Annotated in this window: 22 protein-coding genes; 13 read left to right on the forward strand and 9 right to left on the reverse strand. The window is 45.3% G+C overall.

Annotation, left to right across the window (positions count from 1 at the left end):
* Positions 1-47: 47 nt before the first annotated feature.
* Positions 48-953 (reverse strand): magnesium transporter CorA family protein, encoded by a 906-nt coding sequence (locus B4C70_RS11860; protein WP_290779632.1) that lies wholly within the window; start codon positions 951-953, stop codon positions 48-50.
* Positions 954-1,057: 104 nt separating this feature from the next.
* Here B4C70_RS11860 and B4C70_RS11865 point away from each other — a divergent pair, with 104 nt between their 5' ends.
* Both B4C70_RS11865 and namA read left to right on the forward strand, forming a co-directional pair.
* Positions 1,058-1,978, forward strand: a complete 921-nt coding sequence (locus B4C70_RS11865) for an HD domain-containing protein (RefSeq protein WP_029340932.1) — start codon at positions 1,058-1,060, stop codon at positions 1,976-1,978.
* A gap of 20 nt (positions 1,979-1,998) precedes the next feature.
* Entirely contained in the window at positions 1,999-3,030 is a 1,032-nt protein-coding gene (namA, locus tag B4C70_RS11870; RefSeq protein ID WP_290779635.1) for an NADPH dehydrogenase NamA, read from the forward strand.
* Between the two features lie 59 nt (positions 3,031-3,089).
* Here the strand turns inward: namA and B4C70_RS11875 are convergent, their stop codons facing one another.
* From B4C70_RS11875 to B4C70_RS11890, 4 genes are all read right to left on the reverse strand, one after another.
* Positions 3,090-4,007, reverse strand: coding sequence for a peptidylprolyl isomerase (locus tag B4C70_RS11875; protein ID WP_050677713.1), 918 nt, complete (start codon positions 4,005-4,007; stop codon positions 3,090-3,092).
* A gap of 260 nt (positions 4,008-4,267) precedes the next feature.
* Positions 4,268-4,837 (reverse strand): HTH-type transcriptional regulator Hpr, encoded by a 570-nt coding sequence (locus B4C70_RS11880; protein WP_023467344.1) that lies wholly within the window; start codon positions 4,835-4,837, stop codon positions 4,268-4,270.
* Positions 4,838-4,920: 83 nt separating this feature from the next.
* Complete coding sequence (locus B4C70_RS11885) at positions 4,921-5,262, reverse strand: hypothetical protein (RefSeq protein WP_290779639.1); 342 nt, start codon at positions 5,260-5,262, stop codon at positions 4,921-4,923.
* Between the two features lie 115 nt (positions 5,263-5,377).
* Positions 5,378-5,803: an HIT family protein gene (locus B4C70_RS11890; protein ID WP_023467346.1), complete on the reverse strand. Its 426-nt coding sequence runs from the start codon at positions 5,801-5,803 to the stop codon at positions 5,378-5,380.
* A gap of 128 nt (positions 5,804-5,931) precedes the next feature.
* Here B4C70_RS11890 and B4C70_RS11895 point away from each other — a divergent pair, with 128 nt between their 5' ends.
* Positions 5,932-6,984 carry a TcaA second domain-containing protein gene (locus tag B4C70_RS11895; protein ID WP_290779642.1) on the forward strand — a complete coding sequence of 351 codons (1,053 nt, stop codon included), beginning with the start codon at positions 5,932-5,934 and terminating at the stop codon, positions 6,982-6,984.
* 36 nt (positions 6,985-7,020) lie between these two features.
* On the opposite strand, the gene B4C70_RS11900 is transcribed toward B4C70_RS11895, so the two are convergent.
* Together B4C70_RS11900 and B4C70_RS11905 are read right to left on the reverse strand one after the other, a co-directional pair.
* Positions 7,021-7,272, reverse strand: a complete 252-nt coding sequence (locus tag B4C70_RS11900; RefSeq protein ID WP_029340936.1) for a GlsB/YeaQ/YmgE family stress response membrane protein — start codon at positions 7,270-7,272, stop codon at positions 7,021-7,023.
* Between the two features lie 33 nt (positions 7,273-7,305).
* Complete coding sequence (locus B4C70_RS11905) at positions 7,306-7,554, reverse strand: GlsB/YeaQ/YmgE family stress response membrane protein (protein WP_023467349.1); 249 nt, start codon at positions 7,552-7,554, stop codon at positions 7,306-7,308.
* A gap of 316 nt (positions 7,555-7,870) precedes the next feature.
* Here B4C70_RS11905 and B4C70_RS11910 point away from each other — a divergent pair, with 316 nt between their 5' ends.
* A complete protein-coding gene (locus tag B4C70_RS11910; RefSeq protein WP_290779645.1) occupies positions 7,871-8,605 on the forward strand; it encodes an ABC transporter ATP-binding protein in 735 nt (244 codons plus the stop codon).
* Positions 8,602-9,738: an ABC transporter permease gene (locus B4C70_RS11915; RefSeq protein ID WP_290779649.1), complete on the forward strand. Its 1,137-nt coding sequence runs from the start codon at positions 8,602-8,604 to the stop codon at positions 9,736-9,738. The genes B4C70_RS11910 and B4C70_RS11915 overlap by 4 nt, the downstream gene beginning before the upstream one ends.
* Positions 9,739-9,798: 60 nt before the next feature.
* On the opposite strand, the gene B4C70_RS11920 is transcribed toward B4C70_RS11915, so the two are convergent.
* Complete coding sequence (locus tag B4C70_RS11920) at positions 9,799-11,097, reverse strand: ammonium transporter (protein WP_290779652.1); 1,299 nt, start codon at positions 11,095-11,097, stop codon at positions 9,799-9,801.
* A gap of 117 nt (positions 11,098-11,214) precedes the next feature.
* Between B4C70_RS11920 and B4C70_RS11925 the strand changes: the two genes are divergently transcribed.
* The 7 genes from B4C70_RS11925 (at position 11,215) to mscL (ending at position 17,984) form a co-directional block, all read left to right on the forward strand.
* Positions 11,215-11,517: a MerR family transcriptional regulator gene (locus tag B4C70_RS11925; protein ID WP_023467353.1), complete on the forward strand. Its 303-nt coding sequence runs from the start codon at positions 11,215-11,217 to the stop codon at positions 11,515-11,517.
* Between the two features lie 143 nt (positions 11,518-11,660).
* The gene (hemE, locus tag B4C70_RS11930; RefSeq protein WP_023467354.1) at positions 11,661-12,707 is read left to right on the forward strand and encodes a uroporphyrinogen decarboxylase; all 1,047 of its coding nucleotides are present in this window, start codon (positions 11,661-11,663) and stop codon (positions 12,705-12,707) included.
* The gene (gene hemH, locus B4C70_RS11935) at positions 12,704-13,636 is read left to right on the forward strand and encodes a ferrochelatase (protein ID WP_290779655.1); all 933 of its coding nucleotides are present in this window, start codon (positions 12,704-12,706) and stop codon (positions 13,634-13,636) included. Before hemE ends, hemH begins: the two co-directional genes overlap by 4 nt.
* Entirely contained in the window at positions 13,626-15,035 is a 1,410-nt protein-coding gene (hemG, locus tag B4C70_RS11940; RefSeq protein WP_290779658.1) for a protoporphyrinogen oxidase, read from the forward strand. Before hemH ends, hemG begins: the two co-directional genes overlap by 11 nt.
* Before the next feature lie 135 nt (positions 15,036-15,170).
* Positions 15,171-16,622 (forward strand): cardiolipin synthase, encoded by a 1,452-nt coding sequence (gene cls / locus B4C70_RS11945; RefSeq protein WP_290779661.1) that lies wholly within the window; start codon positions 15,171-15,173, stop codon positions 16,620-16,622.
* Between the two features lie 75 nt (positions 16,623-16,697).
* Positions 16,698-17,579, forward strand: a complete 882-nt coding sequence (locus tag B4C70_RS11950; RefSeq protein WP_290779664.1) for a Cof-type HAD-IIB family hydrolase — start codon at positions 16,698-16,700, stop codon at positions 17,577-17,579.
* 12 nt (positions 17,580-17,591) lie between these two features.
* The gene (mscL, locus tag B4C70_RS11955; protein WP_035409394.1) at positions 17,592-17,984 is read left to right on the forward strand and encodes a large-conductance mechanosensitive channel protein MscL; all 393 of its coding nucleotides are present in this window, start codon (positions 17,592-17,594) and stop codon (positions 17,982-17,984) included.
* Between the two features lie 51 nt (positions 17,985-18,035).
* Here mscL and B4C70_RS11960 read toward each other — a convergent pair whose 3' ends face one another.
* Positions 18,036-20,198, reverse strand: a complete 2,163-nt coding sequence (locus B4C70_RS11960; RefSeq protein ID WP_290779667.1) for an ATP-dependent helicase — start codon at positions 20,196-20,198, stop codon at positions 18,036-18,038.
* A 241-nt stretch (positions 20,199-20,439) separates the two neighbouring features.
* Here B4C70_RS11960 and B4C70_RS11965 point away from each other — a divergent pair, with 241 nt between their 5' ends.
* Positions 20,440-20,943, forward strand: coding sequence for a GNAT family N-acetyltransferase (locus B4C70_RS11965; protein ID WP_290779686.1), 504 nt, complete (start codon positions 20,440-20,442; stop codon positions 20,941-20,943).
* The last annotated feature ends 45 nt before the right edge of the window (positions 20,944-20,988 follow it).

Here is a 20,988-nt window from a genome sequence, read left to right on the forward strand (position 1 = left end):
TTCAGTAGATATGATACAATTAGTATAACGAACTTATGTTCTGATATCTATTTTTTTGGTCGACTGTTCTTTGGCATCCGAACAAGAGCGCCTAACCATCCGCGCCAGCGCATCCAGTAGAAGATGCCACCGGTCGAGAGAAAGATCAGTCCTAGGGATAGGGCGTAACCGTATTTCCATTCTAATTCCGGCATGATTTTAAAGTTCATCCCCCAAATCGCACCGAGGGCCATCGTTGGTGTCGCGACGGCAGTAAAGATCGTTAATGCCTTCATGATTTCGTTTCCACGGAAGTTCGAGACGGTCGTCGATAAGTCGAGCAGGACCTCAATGTCTTTTTGATAATGTTCGATGAGCATCAACAGACGGCGGACACGTTTCGTAGCTAGTTTCAACGAGAGATCCTCGAGATACGCGTCCTCATCGAGAAATGATTCTTCGCCAGCCATGACGAGCTCTTGAAACGGAACGATTAAATCGGACCAGTTCTCGATCGTGTCGCGTAAAGCGAAGATGCTATCGAGTGAATCTTCATTGATGCTACCGCGCAGTTCATCTTGTCTTGAGAACAGTTCCGTCTCAAACTGATCGATACCGGCAAAATACGTGTTCAGCTGTAAAGCAAGAATCGTATAAAAAGCCGCAAAGGGATGCGCGGGAGAATAGGGAGCGACCAGGGACACGATTGAATCCGACAATCCGATTGTGATGAGTTTTTCTTTCGTTACGTAAAAGCAAATCGAGCGGCGGTCAGTTTTGTCGACAGGATTCTGCCAGGTGACGACAGCGCCATAGAGAACCCCTTTTTCCGAGCGGGTGAAGTTCATGTCTTTCGATCGCAACTGTGTGACCCAGTCCATTTCTGATTGGTCGACGGCAGCCGTCGGAAAGGTTTGTTCATAGTCAGCTAAATCGAGATAGCGGGACCAATTAAATTGAGGTTCCAGTTCCATGTTCATGACTCCCATATAGTAGAATGAAATAGTATATGCCTTAAGTGTAGTCAATGGAATATAAAAAAGACACCTATTTTACAGATAAAGGACGTGTTTCAAGTATGAAAGGAATCGGTAAATTAGCAGTTGGAGAAACGCTCGATCAACGAGCGATGATCAAGCAAGCAGTCAAAGGAATTGCAGCAAATGGGAAACCATACTTGACGCTCATCTTGACGGATAAGACAGGCGAAATCGAGACGAAGATGTGGGATACGAGTGATCTTGAAAAATATGCGCCGAAATCAATCGTCCATGCTGCTGGAGAAGTCATGGACTATCGGGGACGGACACAACTCAAGCTCAAACAAATCACGGTCCTAGAGGAGACGAATGTCGAGGACTACGTCCAATCCGCACCGATTCCGCGAGAGCAGATCGAGACGGAAGTACTCGCGTTCGTAGAATCGATTCAGAACAGTGATATGAAAAAGCTCGTTAAACATTTGATTACTTCACGATTTGACGCCTATTTCACGCATCCGGCAGCGGTCAAGAACCATCATGCTTTTTACTCGGGGCTGTCATACCACGTCCTTTCCATGTTGCGTCTAGCGGATCAAATCGCTCAACTCTATCCGACCTTAAACCGTGACGTGCTAATCAGTGGCATCATTCTGCACGATTATGCGAAAATCAAGGAGTTATCCGATCCGGTTGCACCGGAATATACGTTGCCTGGTAAACTCGTCGGTCATATTACGATGATGGTAGCGGAACTTGAAAAAGTCGGAGCAGAATTACAAATTGACGCAGAAGTACTGACGGTCTTGCAACATCTCGTCTTAAGTCATCACGGACGACCGGAATGGGGTTCTGCTGTCGCACCACAGATGCGCGAGGCAGAAGTCTTGTTCTTGATCGATAACCTTGATGCACGGATGACGATGATGGATCGTCTCCTTGAATATGTCGAGCCAGGACAGTTCTCGGAACGATCATTCGCACTAGATAATCGTGCTTTTTACCGTCCGAAGCTATAGAAGCTATAAGGGGGAAAAAGATGAAGACGAAGTTGTTTGATACGGTTCAACTCGGAGCGTTGACATTCCGAAATCGGGTCATCATGGCGCCGATGTGTATGTACAGTGCAAAAGAAGATGGACTCGTTACGGATTGGCATGTCACGCACTATGCAACCCGTGCGATGGGTGGTGTCGGTGGCGTCATCTTAGAAGCGAGTGCTGTTACGCCAGACGGTCGCATTTCAGCCGGTGATCTTGGAATTTGGTCAGATGCGCATATCGAAGGCTTACAACGGATCGCAGAGCAAGTCAAAGCAGCGGGTGCCAAAGCAGGCATTCAACTGGCCCATGCCGGGCGCAAAAGCACGACGGCAGAACCACCCCTTGCACCGAGTGCTTTACCGTTTGATGATACGTATACACATCCACGAGCATTAACGCTTGAGGAAATCGCGACGATCAAACAACAGTTCATCGATGCAGCACTGCGTGCGGAACGAGCAGGGTACGATTTCATTGAAATTCATGGGGCTCATGGTTACTTATTGAACACGTTCCTCTCTCCGTTATCAAACGTTCGTGAGGACCAATACGGTGGTTCGATTGAAAATCGGATGCACTTGTTGCTAGAGATCATTGATGGCATTCAAGCCGTTTCCAAGCTCTCGATTTGGGTCCGGATTTCAGCAGCGGATCACGCAACAGGGGGAATGACGGCGACGGATTATATTCCACTCGCAAAAGAACTAGCTGCACGTCACATCGATTTACTCGACTGTAGTTCAGGTGCTGTCGTCGCTAATGCCGTACCGGAAGTGTATCCAGGCTATCAAGTGAGCTATGCGGAAGAGTTGAAACGAGAGACGGGTATTGCAACAGGCGCGGTTGGATTGATCACGACAGCTGCCCATGCAGAAGAAATCGTCCGTAACGGTCGAGCAGATATTGTCCTGCTCGCACGTGAACTACTTCGCCAACCTTACTGGGTCTACCATGCGGCAGCCGAACTAGGAGACACGGTCGCCTTGCCGAAACAATACGAACGGGCACCGATCCGGACGGTTCGTTAACTATTCAAGATATGAAAAACGATATGAAAAAAGGAAGCCTTCGCGGCTTCCTTTTTTGATTACTGCTGTTGTTGTTGCATCATTTGTTGTTGCATTTGTTGTTGTTCTTGTTTATCTAAATCAAAAGCATCCTTGAAGTCTTTGTTTTCGATTTTAACATCGTATTCTTTCATGAGTGAACGGTAGATATCGTTCGGGTTGACTTGTGCTGCTTTTTCTTCAGCAAGTGCTTTTTTGATGCGTGATTTTTCTTTATCAAGTGTAAAGTCTTTCTTTTCTTTACGATCGACTACTTTAATGATGTGGTAACCGAATTGTGTTTTGATTGGATCGGAGATTTTACCTTCAACGCCATCCTTGAACGCATAATCTTCGAATTCCTTGACCATTTTACCTTTTGTGAAGTATCCAAGGTCTCCACCTTTTGTACCGCTACCTGTATCTGTTGATTTCTCTTTTGCGAGTTTCGCGAAGTCCGCGCCGTCATCCAATTGTTTTTTGATGTCTTTTGCTTCTGACTCTTTCGCAACGAGGATATGGCTTGCTTTGACTTCGACTTTTTCTTGGTCAAAACGCTCTTGGATTTCTTTATCTGTTACTTTTGATTTCGCAGATTTTGCTTCCGTTAAGAGCATTTGTGTGCGAAGAACTTTCTCGAATTCTTTTTCGTTCTTGATTCCAGCAGATTTCAATGTTGTACTGAACTGCTCTTTATCCGGGAACTGGTCTTTGGTCTTCTTGACTTCTGCTTCGACTTCTTTATCCGTGACTTCTTTGCCGTATTTCTTCTCAAGCAATTTGTTCATCGTTTGCTGGAAGGCGATTTGAGCACCAGCTTTTTCGTATGCTTCTTCTTGGACGTCAGCCTTGTTGACTTCGCCACCTTTGTAATTGATGACGGCTTCGTCATTTGATCCACATGCTGCTAACGTAAATACACTTGCGACTGCTGCTGCGCCTAACAATTTCTTTTTCATACATACACCCCTAATTTACCATTTATTTCAACCGTTTTATCATATCATATTCTCGTCTGGTTGACAGCTGTATCTTGTCATGCCAAGAGATACTTGCTCTTTTCCATGCTATCACATCCGAGTAGTCGGTTGAGGATAATTTTTATGGGAAATTGTGAGGGAAATAACGCTCTTGAGACATAGTAGTAATGTCCTTGTCATGAGAAAAAAAGACCTAAAAAAAAGCATTCTAGCTAGAGGCTAAAACGCTTTTGGTAAGATTATGCTTTTTTGATTGAGTCCATGACTGGATCTTGAGGGCGACGATCTGCTTCTTCTGTGATCATCTTTGATGTCTCAGCAAATATGTCCATGAAGCTGTCGCCATACAAGCGACGTACGATCGCAGAAATGTCCGTTAATTCCGGGAACTTCCCGTACAGTTCCTGAAGAGGAAGTGATGCACGGAAGACACCGTTTTCTTCAGGGCGGAACGCTTGAATCGTCTCAAGTAAGAGTGATTCGCCCTCTGGTGTCAACTGGACGTAGGTATTTCGTTTATCTGTTTCCTTTTTTGAGAACGTCAACAGTCCGCGGTCTTCTAACTTCTTCGAGAAGTTGAACGCCGTCGAGACGTGCATGACACCATACTTCGCGATCTCTGAAATCGAGGCACCGCCTAGCGCGTGTGAAATCCATAAGATATGATGTTCATTGATGTTCAGATCAAAAGGCTTGATCCAATTTTGCCAATCTTTTTCTACCGTTTTCCATAGTGCTTTGCTTAACTGGACAATCTTGTGGCTATACAACAAAGCCTCTTGTCCAGGATATAACTTTTCGTGTTCCATATCTGACTCATCCTTTCGAAAGGTGACAATGGCTCAAACGCGCAAAATGCAAACTATACAAAAACAAATCGAAGCAACGGATCTTACTTTTGTGGAGAAAGCTGGTCTGCTTCCTGTTTCGCTTCATCAGCGAGAGACTGGATCTTCGTGAGCGATGCTTGGACTTCCGTTTGGTATTCCGAGACGCTCTGCATGACTTCTTCTTTGAAGTCCATACCAGACGCTTTTGCTGTCTCTACTAAGTTCTTGCCCTCCTGGGTCAAATCCTGCACATTCGTTACGATTGTAGAATAAGAATTTCGACGTTGATGACCGTTCGAAGAGTCGCTTTTCGTACCTTGGCGAAGCGCCTTCAGACCGTAAAAAGTCACAAGTGTTAGCGTAGCACCAAAAGCGACCCAGTTACGGGCGGGACGCTTCGACATATTGAACCTCCTTTTTTAATATTAAAATATTTGTTTCATATTATTTTACCGAAAATCGAATGAAAGAAACCTATTTCGGCAATATTTTTCTAAGAATAGAAGAAAAAGAACAGACTTAGATGCGAGAAGCGATCGAGTTAGCGAGTTCAGCCAATTCCTCTGCCGTGTAATCGTCATTATGAACTTCCCATTTTGCGCCGAAACCGTCTTGTTTATCGTGACGCGGAATGAGGTGCAGGTGGAAGTGGGAGACCGATTGACCCGCTACCTTTCCTGTATTCGATAAGAGATTCATGCCAGCTGCCTCTGTCTCTTGTTGAAGCGCACGACTGATTTGCGGGATCGTCGCAAATACGTCTTGTGCTTGTTCAGGAGAAAGATCATACAAATTATCGGCATGTTGTTTTGGGATGACGAGCGTATGTCCTTTCGTCACTTGTGACAGGTCAAGGAAAGCGAGAACTTGTTCGTTCTCGAATACGATATGACCAGGGACTTCTTTGCGAGCAATTTTACAGAAGATACATGATTCTTTTTGCATGGAACGTTCACTCCCTTGGGTAAGATAATATTAGTATACGGAAAGTTTCCGACTTCCGCACGATTGACAGTCAAATTGAACCCGATACACTTAGAAACATACAGCTACTGAAGAAAGGAGCGAATTGCATGGCATCACGAGTAGCCTCAACGGCTCAAAAAAAACGAAAACGGCGTCTGCTCGTCGGTAGCGTCATCGTCGTCGGTCTTTTCTTATTATTTGCCTTTTGGTTTGGGCGTAACATGCAAGAAGCGGCGAGAATGGAAAAAACAGACGAGCGTCTTGCTACCTTGTTAAAGGAAAAGGATCAGCGTGGATTCCAAAAGCTAGTCACGATGAACGGTAAGTCACTACCGATGAGTGAAGCGACGCGACTCGTTAATTGGTTGACGGCTGACTCAGAGCGAACGGACCGAGTCATCGCGCAAGTCAAACAGGATCAAGACGCAGGGAAGCAAGTGAAGACACATCTGTTTTCGTTACAAGAAGAAGATGGATGGCTTTGGTATGATCGGTACTCTCTCGATGTGAATCCTCAACGATTAACCGTTTCGAGTGATCTACCGGGAGCGAAGATTTCACTAGATGGAGAAGAAGTCGGGACGATCGATCAGAAATCCCTTGAAGTCAAGCGTTCTCCTGGAGAGTACGATGTTCAAGTAAGTGCGGAACAATCAGGACAGACCATCGAGGAATCAAAGACTGTACAACTCGGAGATGAACCGAACGCGACAGTCGACTTTAAATTGGCTGATCGGTTCAATACGACCGTTTCGAACGAATATGCAGTCGATATCAAAACGTTACTTGAGACGGAAGTGAAAGCCCGGACTGGAAAAAGTATCAATACGATGACGGGCTATCTCGGACGTTCGCGTGATTCGTTCGAGAATACGTTCGGCACGCCTGATTCGACCGTTGCCAACCGAGCACGATACGATGGATATGAAGTGACCTATCAGTCGGGTCAGGTGGAAGAATTGTTGATCCGATTGAATAAGACTCCAGATGAACTGGAAGCCATCGCTGGAAAACCAGAACGAAAGAAGCGAGAGCAAGTCGGTATGGTTTGGGAATATCCGTCTAGTTTTCTCGAAGGTGTGTTCGAATGGTTGAATCTGCGAGCAGAAAAACGTGTCGTCGAGCGAGAAGACGGCATGTGGTTACAATTAAAAGACTAAAAAAAATCCTCGGACAGAACGTCCGAGGATTTTTGGTTATCGTTTATTCACCGCACGGAGAATGAACGATACGATGAGGATAAGAATGATAGCTCCGAGTAAAGCAGGTACGATTGCGAATCCAGCAACCATTGGACCCCAATCTCCGAATAATGCTTGACCAATCAATGCACCAACGAAACCAGCGATGATGTTACCGATAATACCACCTGGAACATCTTTACCTAAAATCAAGCTTGCTAACCAACCAATAATACCGCCAACGATTAATGCCCATAAGAATCCCATTTAAAACACTCCTTTTCAATTTGAAATATATGATTACTTGCGTACTGCCCGGAGAATAAGTGAAACGATGAAGATCAAGATGACTGCTCCGAGAATAGCCGGAATGACTGCGAAACCAGCGATTTTTGGTCCCATTGAACCAAAGATGGCTTGACCGATCATCGAACCGATGAAACCAGCGATGATGTTACCGATGATGCCACCCGGCACATCTTTCCCGATAATTAAACTTGCGATCCAACCGATGAGACCACCAATGATGAGTGCCCATAAGAAACCCATTTTTAAACATCTCCTCTACATATTAGTTTTACCTGTTTTCAGGCAGTTATAAACACGTGCGAAAATGAAAAAATCTGAAATCGTACATTCTTAAAATGACTAGACGATTAGACCACTTGATAAGGATTGAATGGACGATTCATTGATTTCACTTTCAATTTGCATGTAAATCGTTTTCATATATTGATGTAACGATTACACTTAGAGTAATTGCCGAAAAAACAAGTATTAAAACATTATATTTAAAAAAACTACGCGTTAAGCTAGAAAAACGAAGCAAACCTACTTTACGATGAGCCTGAAGGGAGTGGCAAACATGTTATTAGATATTAAAGATTTATCAGGAGGATACGGGTCAAAAACCGTCCTTCATGACATTAATATTGAAGTGGATCGGGGTGAACTCGTTGGTTTAATTGGTTTAAACGGTGCCGGAAAATCAACGACGATCAAGCACATTCTTGGATTACTACCAGTCAAGACGGGATCAGTTCGAATCAATGGGTTGGATTTAGCGACGAATGAAACCGAGTATCGTCGTCAAGTCGCGTATATTCCGGAACAGCCGATGTTATATGAACAACTGACGTTACGGGAGCATCTTCGTCTGATGGCGCAAGGATATGACGTCGAAGAGACGATTGCGACAGAACGTGCGCAACATTACGCTGAAAGACTTCGAATGACGAAGCAACTAGAATGGTTTCCAAGTGTATTCTCAAAAGGGATGAAGCAAAAAGCGATGATTTTGTGTGCACTCGTCACAGGCAGTGAGCTGTTAATCGTTGATGAACCATTCGTTGGACTAGATCCGCTCGCGATTCGTGAGTTACTTCAGATTTTTAGTGAACTGAAGCAGGATGGTAAAGGGATCTTAATGTCAACGCATATCCTTGAGACAGCAGAACGGCATTGTAATCGCTTCGTACTCTTACATGAGGGTCACATTGCAGCGGAAGGGACGACAGCTGCTTTACGCGCACGATATGGACTGCAAGATGGAACGCTGGATGATCTCTACGTTGCCGCGATCGAGGAGGCGGAACGATGAACAGCCAGTCCTTATGGAAGGAACGATATGAGGCGGCGATGACGGAGACGGTGAAATATACAAGATACATGGCGAATGGCGGACTGTTATTCACCGTTTACTTCGTTATTTTGTACGGTTTAGTCGTCTACGGTCGTTTCCTCGATCAACTCGATCCATCGTTTCCTGGTCGATATGTCATGGCAGCCTTATTTCTGATTTTACCGCTCTACCGAACAAGTCGGACGTTTCTCGTCGAAGCGGATCAAGTGTTTCTGTTACCGGTATTAGCGAAGTTATCAAGTTTCATGCAACAAGTACGAGCGTACAATGCGGTCTTTGGTATCATCCGTGCCGTGATTCCGTTTTTAGCTGTCGTTGTTCTCTATGTTCGAACGGAACAGACGACACCGTTTGAACTTGTTTTACTTGGAGCAGCACTTGCTTTGTTCGGAGCGGCTGCGAATTTATCAAAGCTTGAAGGTATCGCACATCGGACGGTGTTACTGTATGCGTTTGGAGCGGCGCTACTCGTCATCATCGATATGGCGTGGATGACGATCGTCGTCGCACTTCTCTTAATGGTCGTACTCCATTTGAAGCGTCAGGACCATCTTCCTCTACGCGAATGGATTGCACTTGAGCAGGAATCACGCGATCGTTTTTATCGATTAGCGAATTGGTTCGTCGATGTTCCCCATTTGACAGCAACGTATAAACGGCGTCGTCTCTTAAGTAACATGGTCGAGCGGATTCCACATCGAGCGCAAACGACATTCGATTACTTGTATGTCAAACAGTTCATCCGGAGTGGGGACGGGATTGGATTGATTATTCGTTTGACATTAATTGGGGCTGTGTTCATGTGGTTAGCAAATGGCAACGAGTTGTTCGTCGGGCTTGCAATCCCTGCGTTTGCAGGACTGACAAGCTTTCAGCTAGCACCGTTCACGAAGGCAGTGGACCAACACCTATTGACTCGTCTTTTACCGTTTGGAAATGCTGTACATGCGAAACAGAAAATAATCCGCTTCGCAGCAATCAGTCAATGCATCGTCCTGACGCTACTTGGATTCTTCTTCAGTGGATCCCTCTATGTCGTTGGTGGGGCAGCCTTGGCGCTTGTGATTGGTGAATACTACGCTCGAAAGTAATAAACAAGAAAGAGCCTACGCGATGAATCCATCGTGTAGGCTCTTGTTCTTTACTAGTTATTAATTGACACGTTCGTTTGAGAGGTCTTCTTCTTCAACCATACGCAATTCTTTGCTGACAGGAGCAGGGAGATCGTAAGAAGATTGACCATGTTCTGCAACATCCAGTCCGCGGAGTTCATCTTCGCGTGTGATCCGAAGACCAATCGTAAGGTCGAGAACTTTTAAGAATGCGTAACTTAAGACGCTGACGATGACGACGGCAAAGACGACACCAAGTGCTTGAACACCGAGTTGCGTAAAACCGCCACCATAGAAGAGACCAGCTTGTCCGATCCCTGTGATTTCAACGAGTCGTGGTGAAGCGAAGAATCCAGTTGCGAGTGTACCCCAGATACCAGCGACGCCATGAACGGAGAAGGCACATAGTGGATCATCGACGCGGCTTGCGAGAAGAATGCTCGTTCCATATGTCATCACACCAGCGAGGAAACCGATGACGACAGCTGCCCACGGTTCAACGAAGGCACAGGCTGCTGTGATGGCGACAAGTGCAGCTAACACGCCGTTGATGATCGAAGGGATATCTGCGACGCGACGGTGCCAGAATGAGATGGCAAGAGCACCGAGTGCACCTGCTGCAGTCGCAAGTAACGTCGTCAAGGCAACGTAACTAAAGAATCCATCGGCAATCGTTAGTGTCGAACCAGCGTTGAAGCCGAACCAACATAACCAGAGGATGAAGGCACCAACGACAGAATAGATGACGTTGTGTCCAAGTAACGGTGTTTTTTCAGCACCGATTCGTTTCTTGAGCAGTAAAGCGGCAACGAGTGCAGCGATCCCACCTTGTAAGTGAACGACCGTTGATCCAGCGAAGTCTTGCATCCCGAGCGAACCAAGGAATCCACCTGCCCAAACGGAACGAGCAATGATCGGATAGATGATAGCAACGAAAAACGTTCCGAACAACAAGTAAACGGATAATTTAGCACGTTCTGCGAATCCGCCCCAAGCGATTGCGAGAGAGACGGCGACAAACGAGAGTTGGAAGAGGAACTTTACATCAATCGTGATGTTCGACCAATCAAGGCTGCTGAATCCTCCATGTAAGAAGAATCCTTCTGTTCCGATAATGGAGTTACCATCACCGAACGTCAATCCGAATCCGATAGCCCAAAAGGCGAGAGCGGCAACTGAGAAGCTGATAATTTGTTTAACAGCGACGTGCCCTGCGTTCTTTGCCCGTAACATCCCTGTTTCCAGAAGTAAGAATCCGATTTGCATCGTAAAGACGAGCAGTGCTGCGAATAAGACATAAAACGTATCGACTGAGATAGCGAGTTGTTCCAGTTTCATTGTCGTTCCTCCTTTATCCATTTAAAGTATGTGTTTACTTTAGACGGAAATACTTTCAAAGAAACGTGTTGTGTCAGAAAATCTGACATGGTATTTTTGTGGAAAGGAGTGACGAAGATGAACTACCGCGAAAAAAAGGTGATGTCGATCGGAATCGTCTGTGAATTGACCGGCTTGTCAGAACGTCAGATTCGTTACTATGAGGAACGGAAGCTAATCTTTCCAGAACGGACAAATGGAAAGACACGAAAATATTCGTTTACGGATGTCGAGCGACTCGTCGAAGTCGCGGAAAAAATCGAGGATGGCTGGCGCACGCACGAAATTCGAGAAAAAGAACGCAAGGTAACGGAACAACAACGTTCTGACTTGATTCGTGGTCAGTTGAATGCTGCATTCGGTCTTTACAAGAAACAGTGAACATTTCATGAACTGGTAACAGAACTGTCATTTTGTAAACGATTTATTGGCACAGACTTCTTAATTTCAGATATAATGTTTCTGTGTTCACAAACTTATCGTACGTTTTTTTGGGGCGTTAGAACGAGTATAAAGGGGTAGTTATGATGAAGAAATTCAATGATACGTTTTTGCGGGCGATCCGTGGCGAGCAGATTGATCACGTTCCCGTCTGGTACATGCGACAAGCAGGTCGTTATCAAGCGGAATATCGTGAAATCAAGAAGACACGGACGCTTTTCGAGATCACACATGACTCGGAGCTAGGCGCATATGTGACAGAACTACCTGTAAAACAACTAGGGGTCGATGCAGCGATTCTGTATAAAGACATCATGACGCCACTTCCATCGATGGGCGTTGACGTCGAAATCAAGAGTGGTATCGGTCCAGTCATCGCGAACCCGATTCGCACGATGGCAGATGTCGAAGCATTACAACCATTTAACCGTGAAGATATTCCATATATCTATGAAACGATTCGTTTGTTACGGGAACGACTCGAAGTACCGTTGATTGGTTTTTCCGGGGCACCATTCACGCTTGCGAGCTATATGATTGAAGGTGGTCCTTCGAAGGGATACCATAAAACGAAAGCATTGATGTATGGACAACCTGAGGTGTGGCATGCCTTAATGGAGAAACTAGGTGACATGGTCATCGATTACATCAAATCACAAGTGGATGCAGGAATCCAAGCGTTCCAAATCTTTGATTCATGGGTCGGAACGACAAGCCGGAAAGATTATGTTCGTTACATCAAGCCAACGATGGAACGCATTTTCACGGAATTAAAAGATACAGGCGTGCCGATGATCATGTTCGGTGTAGGAGCGAGTCACTTGGCAGAAGAATGGCACAGTTTACCGTTAGACGTCGTCGGACTTGATTGGCGTTTGTCGATTGACGAAGCACGTGAGCGTGGACTGACGAAACCTGTTCAAGGAAACCTCGATCCGTCTTATCTGTTAGCACCTTGGGATATCCTTGAAGCAAAAACGAAGGAAATTCTCGACATGGGAATGAAGCAACCAGGATTTATCTTTAACCTCGGTCACGGCATCTTCCCGGAAGTCGATCCAGAAGTATTGAAACGTTTGACTGCATTTATCCATGATTATTCGAAAGAAAAAATGGAGGTAGGAAAATGAAGACGTTAGGACTACTTGTTATGGCGTACGGTACGCCATATAAACCAGAAGATATCGAGCGTTATTATACGCACATTCGTCGCGGACGCAAACCGTCTCCAGAAGCATTGGCAGAGTTAACGGAACGTTACGAAGCCATCGGTGGTGTCTCACCACTCGCACAAGTCACGATTGATCAGGCTGAAGAGCTACACCGTCAACTGTCTGAGAAATATGCCGGTGAAATCGAGTTTAAGCTTTATCTTGGTCTAAAGCACATCGAGCCATTCGTTGAGGATGCTGTCGAGCAAATGGCAAAAGACGGCATCACAGAAGCGGTCACAGTCGTTTTAGCACCGCACTATTCGACGTTCAGTATTCGTTCATATAATGGTCGTGCGAAGGAAGTCGCAGATCAGCACGGTATTCGTCTCGCATCCGTTGAATCGTGGTACAAAGAAGAAGCATTTCTCGATTGGTGGGGGAAAGAAATCCGCAAGACGTTCGACGCTTTACCAGTTCCTGAAGAAAAAGCCGTTCTCGTCGTTTCGGCGCACAGTCTGCCTGAGAAAATCATCGCAAACGGCGATCCGTACCCAGAGCAATTGAAAGAAACTGCCGAATTGATCGCACAACGTGCCGGTGTACCGCATATGATCACAGGTTGGCAATCAGCTGGACAAACACCTGAGCCATGGCTCGGTCCTGATGTTCAGGATCTGACACGTGATGTTTACGAAGAAAAAGGATACGAAGCGTTCGTTTACGTGCCAGTCGGCTTCGTTGCGGACCATCTAGAAGTATTATTCGATAATGACTATGAGTGTAAAGTCGTCTGCGACGAACTCGGAATCCATTATGCGCGACCTGTCATGCCAAACGCGGATCCTGCTTTCATGAAAGCTGTCACGGAAGCCGTCGCGAAACAGGTGGATAGTTATGTCCAGTAAACGTCTCGTCATCGTGGGCGGCGGTATATCAGGACTTGCGGCCGCCTATTATGCAGAGAAACAGTTTCCGGAAATGAACATCACGTTACTTGAGGCAGAAGGTCGTCTCGGTGGTAAGGTGGCAACATATCGGGACGAAGGATTGACGATCGAGCGGGGACCAGATTCGTATGTCGCACGAAAACACGTACTGACGGATCTCATCGAAGAGATTGGATTAGGGGAGCAACTCGTTCGTAATAACACGTCGCAAGCCTATGTATTGGATGCGCGAGGTCTCCATCCGATTCCAAAAGGTGCCGTCATGGGTATCCCGACGGATTTAGAGTTATTTGCAGAGACTTCTTTGTTGACGGAAGAAGAAAAAGCAGAAGTGTCAGAACGATTGCTTCACCCGGATCCTGATTTGACGATTCCAGAAACAGATATCCCACTAGGAGAGTATTTGCGTCCGCGTCTTGGAGATGCGCTCGTCGAGAAGCTGATCGAACCGCTTCTTTCAGGCATTTATGCTGGTGATATCGATCGGATGAGTACGTTTGCGACCTACCCGCAATTTGTTGCAAATGAACAAAAGGCAGGAAGTTTGTTTGAAGGAATGCGTCTCATGCGTCCGCTTGACCAACAACAAGGTCCGACGCTCAAAGCTACAGGTCAATTTTTATCGCTCGCTACTGGACTCGAGTCTCTCGTCGAGCGGCTAGAAGAGGTGCTTGAACGGACAGAAATTCGTCTTGAGACACCACTTCGCTCGATTAAACGGGAAGAAGATGGGCGGTATCGTCTCGAAACGGATCATGGTCCAGAGTATGCCGATGATATTTTGTTGACGATTCCGCATCGCCAAGTCGTGTCCCTGTTACCAGAAGCGATGCTTCCTGGGCTTGCGAACCTTTCGACACATTCGACGGCGACAGTCACGTTGATTTTCGATAAGGAAACAGCGTTGCCGATCGATGGAACAGGTTTCATCGTCAACCGTCAGGCACCGTATTCGATTACAGCGTGTACGGCGATTGATCAAAAGTGGAATCATGCAGCACCGAATCATACCGTGCTTCGTGCCTTCATCGGTCGCCCCGGAAAAGATGCACTCGTTCGTGAATCAGACGAAATGATTGAACGGGTCGTCTTAGAAGATCTTGAAGCCATCTGTGGTCGTCCGTTGCAACCGGAACGTGTCGTCATCAGTCGTTTATTAGACGGCTTACCGGCCTATACGGTAGGACATGCACAGCGGATTCAAGAAGTGCGAGAAATCGTCGCTTCTCACTATCCACACATTCATTTAGCCGGACTTGCTTATGATGGTGTTGGATTGCCAGACTGTGTAGCAGGTGTCAAAGCGACACTTGAACAAATGGCGTTACAACAACCGGAACCATGTCAAGAATCATGAAAGACCTAAACCTTTTTGAAGCCATTCGTGCTTTAAAAAGGTTTTTTTGTCTTCAAAAGAATGACACGGAAGGAAACGGGAATAGGAGACAAGGGACCAAAATCGAACAATACCGTTGAAACGGGAGGGAATCGTATGGTGGAAGTATGGAGTACGTTCACGATCATCATCGTCTACGGATTGCTCATCATGAATATCTTGGCGGTCCTAACGGTTATTTTTCTCGAACGGCGCGATATTGGTGCGACGTGGGCATGGGTGTTCATCTTGTATTTCGTTCCGCTCGTTGGGTTTCTCGTCTATCTGTTTTTCGGAAGACTGTTGAAAAAATCGAATTTTTATCGTATTACGGAAGAAGAACAACTAGAACAGGATAGACGGATCGCCTTACAGAAAAAAGAACTTGTAACGATGGGACGACACCCGATGATTCAAAAGCACCGGGATATGATTCGGATGAATTTGATGTCGAACGGTTCCCTGCTCAGTCTCTCGAATCAATTGCAGATACTTTCGGATGGCGAGCAAAAATTCAATCGGATGATCCAAGATATCCGCCAGGCTGAGCATGAAGTGAATATCCAATATTACATCATTCAGAAAGATCGTCTCGGGTTAGCGTTGATCGATACATTGACCGATTGTGCCCATCGTGGGATCAAAGTCCGTCTATTGTATGATGCTGTCGGATCACGAAGTCTCAAACGGACGGATTTTAAGGATTTACTCGCACACGGAGGAGAAGTGTTTGCCTTTTTCCCGTCGACGATCGGATTCGTTAATTTTCGATTGAACAACCGCAATCACCGTAAATCCTGTATCATCGACGGTCGAATCGGCTACATTGGTGGCTTCAACGTTGGTACGGAATATCTCGGTATCGATGAAAAGTTCGGCTACTGGCGGGATACACATTTTCGCTTGGAAGGTGACGTCGTTCATGATCAACTCGATCGCTTTATTCTCGACTGGAACCAAGCAAGTGACGTCTATACGGAAAAATCTTTGTTTTACTATGGAACGCATAGGATTCAGGATATATTACCGATGCAAATCGTCACATCGGGTCCGGATTCCCGTTCAGAGTATTTGAAGCTTGCCTTGATCAAGATGATCAACGAAGCAAAACGGACGATTTATATCCAATCGCCTTATTTCATTCCAGACACGAGTTATTTAGATGCATGTAAGGCAGCCCTTCTGTCCGGAGTGGAAGTCCGCATCATGATTCCGAACAAGCCGGATCACCCATTTGTTTACTGGGCAACGACTGCTGCTGTAGGAGAGTTGTTATCGTACGGAGCTAAAGTCTACACGTATGAACCTGGATTTTTACACGCAAAGACGATCGTCGTTGATGGCGAGATTGCTTCAGTCGGGACGACGAATATCGATGCGCGAAGCTTTCGGTTGAACTTTGAAATGAACACGATCGTCTATGATCAGGTAATAGCGATTGAACTAGAACGTCTCTTCCTCGCTGATTGTGAGGTATCAAAGCTCATGACGGTCGAGTCGTATGTTGCGCGTTCAAGAATGATCAAATTTAAGGAAAGTATTTCGCGTTTGTTGTCACCGATCTTGTAAACCGTGTTTACGACCAGTCAAAATGTGAAAAATGGTATAGTGGTATGGAAATAGAAAAAGAGGAGAGTGAAGACGATGGCAAATCCAATTAAATTACTCGTATCAGATATGGATGGTACCGTTCTTTCGGGCAAACAACGAATAGAACCGGAGACGATTCAGGCAATTGAAGCAGCACGCGAACAAGGTGTCGAGTTTGCAATTGCAACAGGACGTAATTACTTAAATGCTAAAGAATTGACGGATGCCGCAGGAATTCATTGTCCGATCATTGCTTCAAACGGGGCACGTGTTATGACCGTCGATGGAGAAGAGTTGAGTGCGACGACTCTGACGACAGAACAAGCACAGCAAATTTACGGCATCATTAGCCAGTACGAAGTCTTTTTCGAGATGTTCTGTGATCAAGGACTCGTGACAGCGCAAGGAGCGACGATTGATGCAGCCTACGATTCGTTAAAAGAATTAAGTGAAGAAAGTGATCGGGCAAAACAAGTGCTTGATTTCTTCCACGATCGCTATTATGTCCAAGAAGACGTCAAGATGATTGATGGATTCCGGTCATACATTCGTAATCAAGCGGGAAAAGTATTCAAATTCATTTCGTTCTCATTTGATCAAGAATTGATGAAAACAATCTGGCAGGAAATCGAGCAGAAAGTCGAGGGTGTCTATGTCACGTCGTCAGGACACGATAACATCGAAGTCATGGCAGTCGGTGCCGATAAAGGAACGGCAGTTAAAATCCTCGCGGACCACCTTGGTGTGCCGATCGAACAAGTCGCTGTCATCGGTGATAATCTGAACGATCTTCCCATGTTTAAGGTTGCTGGAAAGGCGATCGCGATGGGGAATGGTCATGATGAAGCAAAAGCGATTGCGCATCATGTGACGAAAACAAACGATGAGCACGGCGTCGGATATGCGATTCAGCAATTGGCGTCCCGTGCTTGGTAAGGGGGACGTTTCATGTTTAAGGCATTTAAGGAGTTTGCTTTTCGAGGCAATGTGATCGATTTAGCGGTCGGAGTCATTCTCGGTGCTGCGTTCAGCGGGATTATCAAATCACTCGTCGACAGCGTCTTCATGCCGTTGATCGGTATCATCATCGGTGGTATTGATGTCAAAGGATTATCAATCATGGTCGGAAATGCAAAATTACAGTACGGTCAGTTCCTTCAGGCGAGTATCGAATTCTTATTGATTGCCTTTGCTTTGTTCATCTTCGTCAAAGGAATCACTTCGTTCCGGAAGAAGGAAGAAGTCGTCGAAGAAGAAGCGGTACCAACGACAGAAGAAAAACTATTGACAGAAATCAGAGATGCCTTGATTCGTCAAAATGAGTCATCACCTAAAAACTGATATATACCAAAAGCCTGTCTCACATATTTATGTGAAACAGGCTTTTTTGGCTCATAAAATTTCGAGTAATGCATTTTCGGAGCAGACTTGTAACGAAAGCTGTTTTTTCATTCCTTGATCAAATGAAATTTCTAGCACGTCATCAACCAGGTGCAAGACGGTTCCGGGACCAAATGCTGTATGCGATACACGCATGTTCTCAGTGATCGGAAGTGGAGGAACTTTAGCTCGCGCTGCAATGGCAGGACGTTGGCGTTCTATTTTTCGTTTTGCGGAATCCGGTGTAACAAGACGATGAACGTCTTCGACGAATGGTGAGACATCGAACGATTTCGATTTAAAACGATAAGACAGGAGATGCAGTTCGTGTCGTGCCCGTGTCATCCCGACGTAAAACAAGCGTGCTGCTTCTTCCATATCATCGAGTTGTCCATTCTTGTACGCCTTGATCGTGTCAGCCGATGGAAGAATACCAGCAACGAGATCAATCATAAAGACGCGATCAAATTCAAGCCCCTTTGCACTGTGAAAGGTCGAAAGGGTGACCGCATTTTGATTTTTGTTTTGTTTCGCATCACGCATCAACTGTTCGAGATGCGCGATCCGCTCACGAAAGGCGAGTAACGTCGGTACATCACTTGCGATGTTATCGATCGTATTTAATGTCTCAAGCAGGTGATCGAGACTAAAACCGAGACTCTCACTCATTTTCCGCAAATTCTTTTCGTAGCCCAGTTCATGACGAATCAATGAGAGGGCAGCAGACGGTCGAACGGTCTGAATGGAAGCGAATGTGCGCTTCATTTGTTGAAGTTGTTTCTTTTGATAAAACTTCATCTCGATTTTGTTTATGAGTAGATCAAATACAGATTCACCCGAACCAAACTGTTGCAATTGAGCCAGTTGAGCTTTCGAGATATATCCGGCGAACTTCGTATGGATGGTTGCTAGAACCTCGATACCTGTTGGATCTTGTGCGAATGTCATGAAATTTAAAATATCCTTCAAAATCCAATGACTGAAGAATTTATGATCAACATCCTTAATGTAAAAAGGAATGTTTGCTTGATCTAACGCATTCATGACGTTGATCGAAGAAGCATTGTTGCGATATAAGATAGCGACTTCGCGGTAATTCGTTTCCGTCCGTAACTGATTCAATAAATAACGAGTCTGATCTTCATAAGTCGGTAGCGTCTCTAAGATAATTGGACGAACCGCAGCATTCTCCGTGAACATCTGTTTCGGATAACGTGCTTTATTACGTTGGATGAACTGATTGGCGACTGAGACGATGTCCTTTGATGAGCGATAATTTTGTTCCATGTAAAGAATCGTCGCATTCGGATACGTATCCTTGAAGTGGAGAATCTTGGATGCATCTGCGCCACGCCAACTGTAAAGCGTCTGGTCATCGTCCGCGACGACACAAAGACGGTTATGCGGTAAGGCTAACTTCTCGACCAATTGATGCTGAACGAGCGACGTATCCTGACTTTCATCCGTTAGGATATAGTCGAAGCGTCGCTGATAATGTTGCAACAGACGACGGTCTTGCTCCAAAATCGTATTCGCATACGTCAACATATCATCAAAGTCGAGTAACGGATGTAAGGGATCACGCGACTTGAATTGTTCATATGCCACATAGATATCAGGGAAATGTTTGATCGTCGTCGGTACTGCCTTGATCTCCTTTAAAGAAAGAAGACGATTCTTGACGAAGGAAATCATTCGTAATAACTCATCCATTTGATCATCGGTAATGACACTCCGATTAATTTCCTGGAAAATACGGCGCAGTAACATCCGTTTATGTGGCGCATTCGGATGTTGTTGATCCATCGGTCCTTCGATGATCGTATAGGAGAGGCGTTGTTGAGACGTATGGTCCCGGACGACTTGAAAAGCAAAACTGTGGATTGTCGAAAAAGCCGCTGTTGTTCCGATTAGTTCATGGAATAAATGATAAAATCGATCCGCCATCTCGCGAGCTGCCGCTTTACTGAAGGTCAGTCCAAGAATACGATGTGGTTCAATTTTTTTTTGTAAAATCAAATAGGCAATCTTAAAATTAAGGGTCGTTGTTTTTCCAGAGCCGGGTGAGGCGAGTAACAGCAACGGACCATGGTCATGTTCAATTGCCTGTTGTTGGACAGGATTCAATTGAATGCCGGTCAATCGCTCCATCTGTTTGAAAAAATCTTCATGCATGATACAGTTCACCTCGAGCGTTTAATTTCGTGTCCATTAAATCGAACTCTCCCTAGTGTAGCATTTTTAATGATCGGATTGGATTACTGAAAGACGAACCGTGGAATAAAGAGACAAAAGACTATTGGAAGCAATGTAAGAGGAGTGCCTTTAAAAGACTAGGCAAATGGACTCAAAAATATTAAAATGGGAATAGATGTAAGAGAGTGCTCTCTTGTCCTGTACAAAGAGGGAAGGCGGAATGAGAATGTCTGTAGTGAAATTACACATGTATACAAATGAACATTATGAACAATGTGAGGCGTTCATTCTTCCGGAAGAACAAGTTCAGTTTACTTCTTTTCCAACGGATGTCGTTACGGATGCGGTTGCACATCCCGATAAGTTTCCGGTTGTTATTAAAAAAGACGAGCTCGTCGTCGGATTTTTTATTCTCCATCTCAATCCCCCTAAAACACACCGGACGGATGAACAAAGTGTCCTGTTACGTGCCTTTTCGATTGATGAACGGCATCAACATCAAGGATATGCGAAAGAGGCAATGATGCAGTTGCCAGAGTTCGTGCATCATCATTTTCCAGAAGTCACAGCGATCACACTAGCAGTCAATAAAAAGAATATTGCTGCAAAATCACTGTATTTCAAGACGGGATATGTCGATACGTTACAATCGGTCATGGGTCCAATCGGAGAGCAACATATTCTCGCCTTCGATTTAGAAAAGGAATCACGATTGAAGCAGTGAAGTAAAAAAGCATTTTCCTGATTCTATTCAGGAAAATGCTTTTTG

The sequence above is a fragment of the Exiguobacterium sp. UBA5002 genome (genome assembly GCF_002396765.1).
In the GTDB taxonomy this organism is placed as follows: Bacteria; Bacillota; Bacilli; order Exiguobacteriales; family Exiguobacteriaceae; genus Exiguobacterium_A.